2 tRNA genes are annotated in these 385 nt (G+C 56.1%); both read left to right on the top strand.

The window, feature by feature from the left end:
* The first annotated feature begins 20 nt into the window (after positions 1-20).
* Positions 21-97, top strand: a tRNA-Ile gene (locus AB9K37_RS03320).
* Between the two features lie 149 nt (positions 98-246).
* Positions 247-322 (top strand) — tRNA-Ala (locus tag AB9K37_RS03315).
* The last annotated feature ends 63 nt before the right edge of the window (positions 323-385 follow it).

Here is a 385-nt window from a genome sequence, read left to right as displayed (position 1 = left end):
CGACCGGTCTGGACAGACTTGGGTCGGTAGCTCAGGTGGTTAGAGCGCACGCCTGATAAGCGTGAGGTCGGAGGTTCAAGTCCTCCTCGACCCACCAACGACGTTTTCCACGAATGTGGGAACGGCGGGCGACAGTGTCTCTGCGTAGCGGAGAGCACGAGAGCCTGACTGTTGTAATTCATTGGTGTTCGCTTTGCGACGGGCCACTCAGGCCTCAAGTAGCGAAGCGGTAGGCCAACATAACGTGGGGCCTTAGCTCAGCTGGGAGAGCGCCTGATTTGCATTCAGGAGGTCAGGAGTTCGATCCTCCTAGGCTCCACCACTTCTTCTTCGGATACTTGAGAGAGACAAAGATGATGATTGGATCATCAAGGGCATCTGCGGA

This window comes from Donghicola sp. XS_ASV15 (genome assembly GCF_041224595.1).
Classification (GTDB): domain Bacteria; phylum Pseudomonadota; class Alphaproteobacteria; order Rhodobacterales; family Rhodobacteraceae; genus Donghicola.
This window is presented reverse-complemented; position numbering and strand designations above follow the sequence as displayed.